Raw genomic sequence first — 10,728 nt, forward strand, 5'->3', positions numbered from 1 at the left:
GAAAGGCTGGGATTGCTGATATCCGACCATGGAGCCAGTAACGGTCACGTCGGTCACGCCATGCCCGGGCACGGTGACCGGTTCGTCCCCGGTCACCCCGGGGCCGTCCCAGCTGACCTTCGCCTCCACCGGCTCGGCGCCGATGTTGCGCAGGCGTACCCGCACCGCCCCGTCGCCCACCGGCCGGACCTCGGCGAGCAGCCGGTCCGCCGGCTCGACCCGCAGGCCACTGCCCCCGGCGGCGACCGGGCCGGCGTACTGCCTCGCCTGGAGCGGTTCGAGCAGGTTCCGGCCATACACCCGGACCTGCTCGCGGGTCACCGCGGATCCGGTGGCGGCGAACCGGTAGCGGTAGCGCCGGGTCCCGTCCTGGCTGGCCTGGAAGTTGGTGAAGTGCAGGTTGTTCATCAGCCAGCTGTTCACCTGCCCGCCGGTCACGCTGAGGGTGCGCGCCCACGATCCGGTGTGGAAACCTCCGACCTGCACGAGCGGGGCGTCGAAGCTGCCCCACAGCACGCCGTGGCGCTGGTTCGTCACGCCGATCGCGTGTTGGATGGAGTACCAGTCCATGCTGGTGTCGGGGAGTTGCTCCGTCCCGGCCGCGTACACCGCCCCGGGGGTCTCCAGCAGGAACTCCGGGTCGGCCACCGCGAAGGGGAAGGCCACGAAGATGCTCTCCGGCTCCAGCCGCGCCGGCTTGACGAGGTGCACGTCGAGATCGACGACGTCCGTTTCCCGGTAGAGGGTGAGCGCCATGGTGGCTTCCGGGAAACCGGGCGGGGTGGCGCGCCAGGTGATCGTCGCGAGATCCTCCGATTCGGCGATCTCGGGCTCGGCGTCGCCCCGGGCGACGTGCCGCTCGAAGTCAGGGCCGGGGAAGTCGGGATGGAAGTCCCTGGGTGAGTTCGTCACCATCGGGTGATCACAGTCCGCCGGAATGGCCTCGACGACGATCGCGCCCAGCCCGTGCGCAACGTCCTGGTCGACCAGTTCCCGGCCGTCCCGCAGGTCGGTCAGGGACACGACCCCACCCCGTTCGGGGTCGATGATCGCCCGGTACCGACCCTTGGTGATCTCCCGGCCGGCACGGCCTCCGGTCAGCGGCCCGGGCGTCGCCAGCAGCGCCACCCCGAAGGCCGGCGCCCGGGCGATCAGCCGACCTCGGCACCCGCCGTCGAGCTCGACGTCGACCGGCTCGACGCGCTCCCGCTCGGTCGGGTTGACCACGAGTACGCCCTCGCGGGCAGCGGTCTCCGGCACGCTCGCGGCGAGCCGGAACATCCCCTCGATCGCCAGGTCCCGGGCCAGATCGTAGGCCTGGTACGCGTACCCGGCCTTGGCGTTGCAGTGCGAGTGGCTGAACGTCGAGTGCGGCTTCGAGTAGGTCTCCCAGGAGCCCCAGGTGTGCTCGCCGAACAGCAGCAGATCCTCGTCGACCCGGGCCAGGTCGGCGACCACCTCCCGCTCGTCGCGGAGTCGGACCGGGCCCCGCCGGTAGCCGACGACGTGCGCGAGGGCGGGCGTGCCGGCCTTCCGGAGCAGCGCCAGCCCGAGGCTCGTCTGGGCCGCCCGGGCGAAGGAGCGTGCCTCCCGGTAGACGGCGACCTCCCGGGCCGTCGAACCGTGGCCGTGCGCCCACCAGTCGGACCACTCTCCGCGTACGACCGGGATGTCCGCCCGCCTGGCCTGCGACTCCAGCAGGTCGAGGGCCTCGTCGATGGTCGCGGTACGCATCGGCGGGCGGCCGCGCCTGGCGTTCCACTGCCGCACGACGTCCAGGAACAGCGGCGTCGGCCAGCGATTGTCGTTCGCGGCGTGGACCACCGCGACGTCGTACGGATAGTCCGGGCGCGCCGCCAGCCGGTCGACGAAGGATGCGATGTGCTTCTCGGCGGCGGCCACGTCACCGTCGATGATCCCCCACTCCTCGCCGATGCCGTAGTGGGTGGACAGCCAGACGAAGATCCTGGATCCGCTGGGCCCCTCCCACCAGAAGCCGGTCGGTTGTTCGTACGGCGCGCGCCCATGATCCGGGTTCAGCGCCATCACCAGCCTGGACATGCCCGCCCGACGCATCGCCTCGACGGTTCCCCAGGCGATCCCGTTCACGTCGCCGTGCTGCACGGTGCGGACCGGAAGCCCGGCGGCCCGGAGCGTGTCCACGGCGTCGTACGCCGCGCCGAACTCGAAGTCCGACGGCAGTTGGGTCATGTTGAGATAACCACCGGTCACCGCGATGCGACCCTCGGCCACGAGCCGCCGCAGCGTCTCGACCTCCGCCGGATCGGCCTCGGCGAGGAAGCGCAGGACCGGGCGGGCGACCTCGAACGTCCAGCGGAACTGGGCGGGACCGGGCGTCGGGTCGGCCTCGCCGAGTCGCAGCGCCTCCGCCACGATGCGCCGGTGGTGCTCGTCCACTATGCGTGGGCTGTTGGTGTAGCCGACATCGTGGTGGGTATGACCGATAAGCAGGATCTGGCTGATGGCTGGCACTTCGAGCCCCCGAGATGTGGCATCGTTTCCACAGCCGATCCAACTCCACCCCGGCTGTCCTGGCAACCCCGCGCACGCCCATGACCTGCCACAACATCGTTCCAAAACGGAAACGCTTAGGTCGCATCGCACGTTTCCGATACGGTCCGACCTGGTAAGGATTCCATACCTACATGGCCCGTTTGGGGACGGCTTGACCGATCCCGCACGTTGTCGAAGGGACCGCACGAAGCTGCCGTACACAGGCGGAAGGGCCACCTCCCGTTTCCGGGAAGTGGCCCTTCCGCTTGCGTGGGTGCCGATCGGACTACAGCGAGCGGACCCGTACGTCGCGGAACTCGATCAGGTCGTTCGTGCCATGGTTCTGCAACCCGACGAACCCGCTGAGGAACTGACGCAGGTCGGTCGGCGGGTCACCGGCACGGGACGACGCCTTGCCCGGCGTGTTGTCGTACTCCTTGATCACCACGCCGTTGCGGATGATCGTGTAGCGCTGTCCGACCACCCGGACCTCGTAGTCGTTCCACTGGCCCTTCGGGGTCACCCCCGCCTGGTCCAGGTTGTTCGGGTCGAAGTTGTAGATCGACCCGGTCTTCTGCACCTCGCCGGTAGGCCCGTCGTAGATCTGGATCTCCTGGCCGCAGTAGATCGCCACCCACGCCTGTGAGGTGCGGGCCGAGCCCACCGTGCCGCAACTGCCGGCCGGTCGCTGGTCGAGCGGGGTCCGCGGGTCCGGGAACCGGGTGAAGACCCCGCTGTTGGCGTACGTGGTGCCGGCGGAGACGTCCCGGAACTTCAGCCGCAGCGAGAAGTCGGCGAACTCGTCCTTGGCATACCAGAGCATGCCGAGCCCGCCCGAGCTGCGGATGGTCCCGTCGGGCCGCAGGTTGAACGACCCGCTGGGCGCCTGCCGCCAGTCGGCGAGCGACGCCGCCGTACCGTCGAAGAGCGACCGGTACCCGGCGACCTTGCCGATCTCCGACTTGGAGGCGAAGGTCTGCAGCTTCTGCGCCTCCCGGGTGTCCACGATGCCGCCGGCACGCAGGTCGTTGACCACGTGGGCGACGTGGCTGACGAAGTCGCCGTGGTTCGACCAGTTCCGCTCGTCGTCGATCAGGTCGTTGATCGTGCAGCCGCCGCCGGCCTCGTGGTTGGCCACGCCGGTGTCGGTGTCCAGCATCTGTACCGTCTTGCGGCCGTCCGGCGCGGGGCAGCCCGTGGTGACGCTGATCTTGGCGGTGGACGCCTGACCGTCGGCGTACGTCACCTTCAGAGTGGCCTCGTAGGTGCCGTAGTCCGCGTAGGTGTGGGTGGGGTTTGCCTCGCGCGACGGCGCGCTGCCGTCACCGAAGTTCCACTCCCACGCCACGCCACCGGCCCGGGCCGCCGAGAACGCGATGTCCTTCGGCTGGCTCGGCGTGACGGCCTGCCAGGTGGCGTCGCTCGGCCGCGGCGTCGCCTCGCCACCGGTGTACGCGACCCGGATCAGCTTCTGGTTGGCGTGCAGGCTGAAGAAGCCGCCCGCGTAGTCCAGCATGTAGAGCGCGCCGTCCGGCCCGAACTTAGCGTCCATCCAGGCCTGGAGCTGGTTGGCGCCGCTGCCGGAGCGGATGATCTGGCGCAGGTCCTCGCCGAACGCCGGCGGGCCGGCACTGGCGACCTTCGTTGGGTCGACGGTGACGGCGACCCGGTTGTTGGCGTTGGACTCGTCACCCATGAACCACTTGTTGTCCCAGTACGCCGGCCAGGCGACGCCGCTGTTGGTGTCGACCTGGTCCCGGTGGTAGGTCGGGCCGTTCATGATGGCCTGACCGCCGCCCTTGAGGTACGGCTGGGTGAAGGTCTCCTCGCCCAGGACGTACGAGGGCAGCCCACTGCCGTCGGTCCGCTTCGGGAAGACCGGGCCACCGCCCTGCGGCGAGTACCAGATCATGTTGTCCCGGGCCGGCGGGATGTTGACCAGGCCGGTGTTACGCGGCGACTCGTTCTTCAGGTGGTCGCAGTCGTACCAGCCGGTCAGCACGTTCGCGTCGGTGTTGCTGCGGTCCCGGTAGGGCTGCCGGTTACCCATGCAGTACGGCCAGCCCTGGTTGCCCGCCGAGGTGATGATCGTGGCGGTCTCGTACTTCGCCGGGCCAAGGTCCGCACTCGGGGCGCCGGCGTCCGGGCCCACCCAGGCCGCGGTCAGCCAGTGGTTGACCGAATCCCAGGCGATCCGGGCGATGTTACGCACCCCCATCACGTAGATCTCCGGGCGGGTCTTGCCGCCGCCCTCCTCCTTGCCGGTGAAGAGGTTCCCGGCCGGGATCGTGTACGTGCCGTCCGACTCCGGGTGGATCCGGATGATCTTGCCGTTCAGGTCGTTGGTGTTGCCGGCGGTACGCCGGGCGTCCTGGAACGAGACGCCCTTGTAGTCCTGCGTCCAGTTGTTGCCGGAGTAGCCGCTGGAGCCACCAGAGGAGTTGCTGTCACCGCTGCCGATGTAGAGGTTGCCGCTCTCGTCGAACGTCATCCCGCCACCGGCGTGGCAGCAGCTGTGAATCTGGGTGTCCCAGCTGAGGAGGTCCTTGCGGGTGCCCTGGTCGATCGTCTGCTTCGCGGCGTCGTAGGTGAACCGGGAGACGGTCCGCTTACCCATCCGCGTGTCCCGGTCGATCGACTCGTGCGGCATCCAGTAGACGTAGACCCAGCCGTTCTGCGCGAACTTCGGGTCCAGGGTGATGCCGACCAGACCCTCCTCGTTCTTCACCAGCTCGCTACCACTGCCCCGGTTGCCCACCACATCGAGCGTGGTGAGCAGCTTGACCTGCTTGGTCTTCGGGTCCCACTGGTGGATGGTGCCGCAGCCCAGGCCGACCTTGGGGTCGTCCCAGCTCACGATCGGCCCGCTCGGGCAGGCGGCCTTGCCGATGTAGAAGACCGTGCCGTCGGGGGCGATGGTGAGGCCGTGCGGCTCACCGATCTGGTCGAGCTGGCCCGGTTGGTTGGTGACGGTGAGCCGGTCGATCCGGTAGTTCGACGCGATGGTGGCCTGGCAGTCGCCGCGGATCAGGCCGGCCGACCACTTGATGGCCGCGGCAAGGTGGCCCTGGAACTGCTGGTCACCGGTCCAGCTCGCCTCGGTCCGGCCCATGCCGGTGTAGAACGACCGGCCGCCGTCGTAGTCCTGGCACCAGGAGACCGGGTGGAACGCGCCGTTGCCGGCCAGGCCCGGGTTGTAGGTGCGCTCCTCGACCTGGGCGATGGTGTGGACCTTGCCGATCGGGCTGGGGTTCCAGTTGATCCACTGGTCGGAGCGGGTCCAGTTCAGCGGCAGGCCCTTGTTGGCCGGGTGCTGCCGGTCCGTAACGTCCACGACCGCCTGCTGCACCGTGCTCTCCGGGGCAGGTCCCGCGCTGGGGCCGAGCAGCCGCAGCTCGGCTAGCTGGATGTCTTTGTTACCGTTGTTCGCGGTGATGTCCAGCTTGTACCAAGGGTACACCGTGCTGTTCTCGAACTTGAATTCCCTGGTCTGGAACCGCTGCGGGAAGGTCTCATTGGACCGCTTGTCCAGGTCGACCCAGTTCTGCCCGTCCTGGGAGCCCTGCAGCGTCCAGTTCTTCGGGTCACGGTCGTCGAAGTCGTTGGCCGAGGTCAGCGCGTAGCGGGTGATCGCGGCCGGCTTCTCCAGCCGCACCTCGGCCCACCCCGTGTTCCCGCGGGCCAACCACTTGGTGTTGTTGTTCCCGTCGATCAGCTGGGCCTTGGTCTCGTTCGGCGGGTTTTCCCCGTTTACCCTGATCTCCACGACCTTCTCGCCGGGCGGGATGCTGTCGGCGGGGCGGGTGCCGATCAGGCCGGTGAACCAGGACGACGTCGGCTGGGCGCGCGCTGCGTCATGGACGCCGACGAAGCCGCCACCGCCCTTCACGTACGCCTGGAAGGCGGCCTCCTGGGTGTCGTTGAGCGTGACGCCGTTGGCGGAGAGGAACACCACGGCCCGGTACCGGGCCAGGTTGCCGAGGGTGAACACACCCGGGTCGGCCGAGTCGTCGACGGTGAAGCCCTGCTGCGCGCCCATCTTCCGGATGGTCGCGGTGGCCTGGGCGACCGGGTCGTCCTGCTTGTCCACCGCGCCGTGGAAGACCAGCACCTTGACCGCGGCTGCGGCCTCGGCGGGGGCCGCTGCCGCGGGGGCGGCGGCCTGGGCGGGCAGGGCCAGCACGCCGAGCGCCAGGGCAGCGCTGGAGGCCAGGGCGCCGACGCGTCGGGGCCCGCCGGCGCGACGTGGTACGGCCTGAGTGGGTGGTGGGGGTGTGGTGGATCCCGTCGAGTCGGCGCGGAGGCGTCCGACCCATCGGGAGAACCGGAAATGGCGTCTGTCAGCCATCTCGACTCCTCCTGGATTGAGGGACAGGTTCTTCCGGGTCGTCCATCTGCCGATGAGGTGAGACGTTCACCGGACGTACGTGGCCGCTGCGCCACCCGGATCGGGCGGCCAGTGCGGCGGTATCGGTGGGGTGGTCCGGTGGCTGCCGGTGCTGGGACAATCCGGCAGCCACCGGACCGGTCAGTTGTGCTGGTGCTCGCCGCCGTCCGTGGCGGTCGCCGGGGCGGCACCGGCACCGGCGTGCTGGTGGTCCATGCCGGGCGGCATGTTCCCGTTCTCGTCGAGGACGTGCAGCATCGTCGACATGCCGCCGTCGGAGTGGAACTGCATGTGGCAGTGCAGCATCCAGTGCCCCGGTCCGACCGAGTCGCCGGCCACCACGCTCAACCCGAACGAGTCGCCCGGGCCGAGCGTCTTGTTGTCAACGATCGGTATGGAGTCGACGAAGGGTTGCCCGTTGTTGCTGATCACCCCGGTGCGGGTGTCCGCCCAGGAGTGCCCGTGCAGGTGGAAGGTGTGCATGTCGTTGCCGATGCCGACCACGACGAACTCCACCCGCTCCCCCTTGCGGGCGACCAGGCAGGTGGGGCCGGGCTGCGGGTTCACCTCCGTGCAGGTATCGGTGGCCTCGAAGCGACGCAGGTTGATGCTCTGCCGGTCACCGAAGACCACCGTGTAGGTGCGATCCGGCTTCGGGTCGCCGGGACGCCGGACGACCACGCCGCCGAAGAGGCCGGCGGAGAGACCCTGGGTGCCGTGCGGTCCGCCCACCACGTGATCGTGATACCACCAGTAGCCGGCCGTGCCCTGCGCCCCGGTCCTGTTGTTACGCGGCTGGGCGTACCAGGTGTAGGTACGGGTGCCACCCGGCGGGACGTACGACCCGCTCTGCACGGTGCCGTCGGAGTCCTGGGTGTACTTGACCCCATGCACGTGCAGGGAGACGCCCAGCGGGTGGGCCGGATCGGTCCGCAGCGCGGCCAGGGTCTCGGCGGACACCTGGTTGTGCAGGGTGATGGCGAGGCACTCCCCCTCCATCATCTCCATGAGCGGGCCCGGGTAGGACGCCGTCTCCGGGGTGAGGCCGTAGCCGAGCCGGATCTGGTTGCCGTCCTTGGGCAGCTCCACCGCGTACAGCTGGATGCTGCGGTCGGGCTTGGCGCAGCCCTCCGGCTTCTCGGCGAACATCCCGGTGCCAGCGGCGGCCAACCCGCCGGCGCCGACCAGGGTGAGCAGCACGACCGCCGCGACCACCAGCATCCGCCGGGCGCCGGTACGCGGGCGTTCGGGCCGGCCGCCCAGGGGCCCGGTAGCCTCGGTCGTCGGCCCGACCGCCGACCCGGGCTCCGGGGTCGGTCCGTCCTCCACCAGCCGCCAGGCGCTCATCGGGCACCCCGCAGCTCGACCATGCGCTGGTAGCTGCGCTCGGCGGCACCCAGCGAGCCCGGCGGGTTGGGCTGGGCACTCGGCGCGGAGTCCTGCTCCCAGAGGAACTCGAAGCGGCCCCGGCCCTTGAGGTCGCCGAAGAACTCGCTGAACGGGATGACCCCCGCCCCGAACTCCACGTCCTGGTAGGAGTTGCCCTGCTGCGGGTTGGGCAGCGGCACGCCGTCCTTGACGTGGAACAGCGGGTAGCGGTGCGGATGGGCGTTGACGTAGTCGACCGGCCGGAACCCCGGGTACTTCCGGGCCCCGCCGTACGCCCACAGGATGTCCATCTCGAGGAACACGCACCGGGGGTCGGTCAGTTCCAGGAAGAGGTCGTACAGCCGCACGTCGGGACGGTCCGTCGCGAAGCTGAACTCGATGGTGTGGTTGTGCTGGTAGAGCTTGATGCCCCGGGCCACCGCGGCCTCGCCCCAGGCGTTGAACTCGGCGGCGGCGGCCTGGTAGCCGGCGATGGTCCGGTTGCCGGTGGGCGCCTCCGCGGTGCCGATCGCCGGCATGCCGAGGACCTCGGCGACGTCCAGCTCCCACTCCAGGTTTCTGCGGAAATCGTTGAGCCCGCGGTGGCTTCCGGCCGCCTTCAGCCCGTTGTCGTCGAGCAGTTGGCGGATCTGCTCCGGTGTGATCGCGCCCACCGAGCCCTGGGTGTAGCCGGCGAACTCCACCTCCCGGTAGCCGATGCGGGACAGCTCCTCGAAGACGGCGGCGAAGCCGACCTGGGCGATCTTGTCGCGGACGCTGTAGAGCTGGATGCCCAGGTGCCCTTGCGGGATGAGCTTGCCCTGACCCCCCTGGTCGGCCCCGGCCGGCAGCGCGCCGGCGAGGCTGGCCGCGCTGACCGCGACCGTGGAGCCGGCGAGACCCCGCAACAGGGTACGACGGTCGATCCTGTTTCTTGCCATGGTGATTACCTTTCGCTCGCTCAGCAGCAGGAGTTCGCGCCGCCCGCCGCGCCGTCGGGGCAGCACGCGGTCAGCGGAGCAATCCGAACGTTGCGGAAGCTGATGACGTCGTTCGTCCCGTGGTTCTGCAGCCCGACGTATCCGGTCGAGTTCTGCCGCCCGGCGCCGCCCGGGTCATCCGCGCGCGGCGGGCTGAAGACGGCGTCGGGAACGTTGACGTACTCGTTGATCAGCGTTCCGTTGCGGAAGATGGAGTAGTGCTGGCCGACCACCCGGATCTCGTAGTCGTTCCAGGTGCCCTTGGGAGTCACGCCCGCGCCGGCCAGGTCGACCTTGTCGAAGCCGTACACCGAGCCGCTCTTGTACTGGTCACCGTCCGGCCGGTCGAGGATCTGCAGTTCGTGGCCGTACTTGATGGCGACCCACTCGGGGCGGGGCTCCGCCGGGTGGTGGCGCACGTCCGGGAAGCGGACGAAGACGCCGCTGTTGGCCCGGCCGTCGCCCGGGGCGTCGTCACGCCACTGCAGCTTCAGGGAGAAGTCACCGTACGCGGAGACCGGGTACCAGAGCATGCCGAGCCCGGGCACCGGCTTGCTGGTGACGGACCCGTCGGCGTTGCGGGTGAAGCCGCCCGCGCCGACCTGCTGCCACTTGCCGAACGACGCGGCCGTGTTGTCGAGGATCGGCTGGTAGCCGTTCTTCGTGTCCGGCTTGCCGACGCCCGAGCGGGCGGCGGCGCTGACCAGCTTCCCGTGCTCCTGGTGGCTGATGACGCCGAGGTGGTGCAGGTGCTCGGCGACCGAGGTCACGTAGGAGACGAACTGACCGTGGTTGGGCCAGTCGCGTTCGTCCTCGATGACGTTGTTGATGGTGCAGTCGCCCTCGACGACCCGGTTGGGCACGCCGCTGTCCACGGTGCCGAGCCAGACGGTCGGCCGGGTGTCCTTGACGCACTCCGGCTGCGGCCCGCTCGCGACCACCGTGAAGGTGACCGAGGCGGTGCCGGAGGTGTTGCCGGCCTTGTCGGTGGCCCGGTAGCTGACGATGTGCTGGCCCGGCCGGTCGACGGTGACCGGCGCCTTGTACGCGGTGTAGGCGCCGCCGTCGAGCGAGTACTCGACCCGGTCCACGCCCGAGCCGCTGTCGGTGGCGGCGAGGATGACGGTGGCGCTGCCCACGTACGCGCCGTTGTCGTCGAGCTGCCCGGAGAGGGCGGCGGTGACGGTCGGCGGGGTGGTGTCCGGGGCGGGCGGGTCGACGACCGTGAACGACACCTGCTGCGGCGACGACGTGTTGCCGGCCTTGTCGGTGGCCCGGTAGCTGACCGTGTGCGAGCCGACCTGGTTGACGGTGACCGGCGCGGTGTAGGCCGCGTACGGCTGCCCGTCGAGGGAGTACTCGACCCGGTCCACGCCCGAGTCGGCGTCCGACGCGGTCAGGGTCACCGTCGCGCCGCCCACGTACGCCCCGTTCGCGTCCCGCTGGCCGGTCACGGAAGCGGTGACCGTGGGCGGGGTC

At 69.8% G+C, this 10,728-nt stretch carries 5 protein-coding genes; all 5 read right to left on the bottom strand.

All coding sequences use genetic code 11. The annotated features are described in order from the left end of the window. Positions 1-2,751: hypothetical protein (locus ACNAW0_RS28830; RefSeq protein ID WP_416291187.1), on the bottom strand; the 2,751-nt coding region annotated here is incomplete at its 3' end. 49 nt (positions 2,752-2,800) lie between these two features. Further along, the gene (locus tag ACNAW0_RS28835) at positions 2,801-6,862 is read right to left on the bottom strand and encodes a ThuA domain-containing protein (RefSeq protein ID WP_416291188.1); all 4,062 of its coding nucleotides are present in this window, start codon (positions 6,860-6,862) and stop codon (positions 2,801-2,803) included. 180 nt (positions 6,863-7,042) lie between these two features. Beyond that, positions 7,043-8,248 (bottom strand): multicopper oxidase domain-containing protein, encoded by a 1,206-nt coding sequence (locus tag ACNAW0_RS28840; RefSeq protein WP_416291189.1) that lies wholly within the window; start codon positions 8,246-8,248, stop codon positions 7,043-7,045. Then, positions 8,245-9,210 (bottom strand): sugar phosphate isomerase/epimerase family protein, encoded by a 966-nt coding sequence (locus tag ACNAW0_RS28845; protein ID WP_416291190.1) that lies wholly within the window; start codon positions 9,208-9,210, stop codon positions 8,245-8,247. Before ACNAW0_RS28845 ends, ACNAW0_RS28840 begins: the two co-directional genes overlap by 4 nt. Positions 9,211-9,230: 20 nt before the next feature. Continuing rightward, the coding region (locus tag ACNAW0_RS28850) for an OmpL47-type beta-barrel domain-containing protein (protein WP_416291191.1) at positions 9,231-10,728 on the bottom strand (1,498 nt) is incomplete at its 5' end.

The organism is Micromonospora sp. SL1-18, assembly GCF_047921505.1.
GTDB lineage: Bacteria > Actinomycetota > Actinomycetes > Mycobacteriales > Micromonosporaceae > Micromonospora.

Bases quoted from the DNA above. Each gene is read 5' to 3' on its own strand.
- ACNAW0_RS28835 (WP_416291188.1), bottom strand. From the start codon at position 6,862: ATGGCTGACAGACGCCATTTCCGGTTCTCCCGATGGGTCGGACGCCTC.
- ACNAW0_RS28840 (WP_416291189.1), bottom strand. From the start codon at position 8,248: ATGAGCGCCTGGCGGCTGGTGGAGGACGGACCGACCCCGGAGCCCGGG.
- ACNAW0_RS28845 (WP_416291190.1), bottom strand. From the start codon at position 9,210: ATGGCAAGAAACAGGATCGACCGTCGTACCCTGTTGCGGGGTCTCGCC.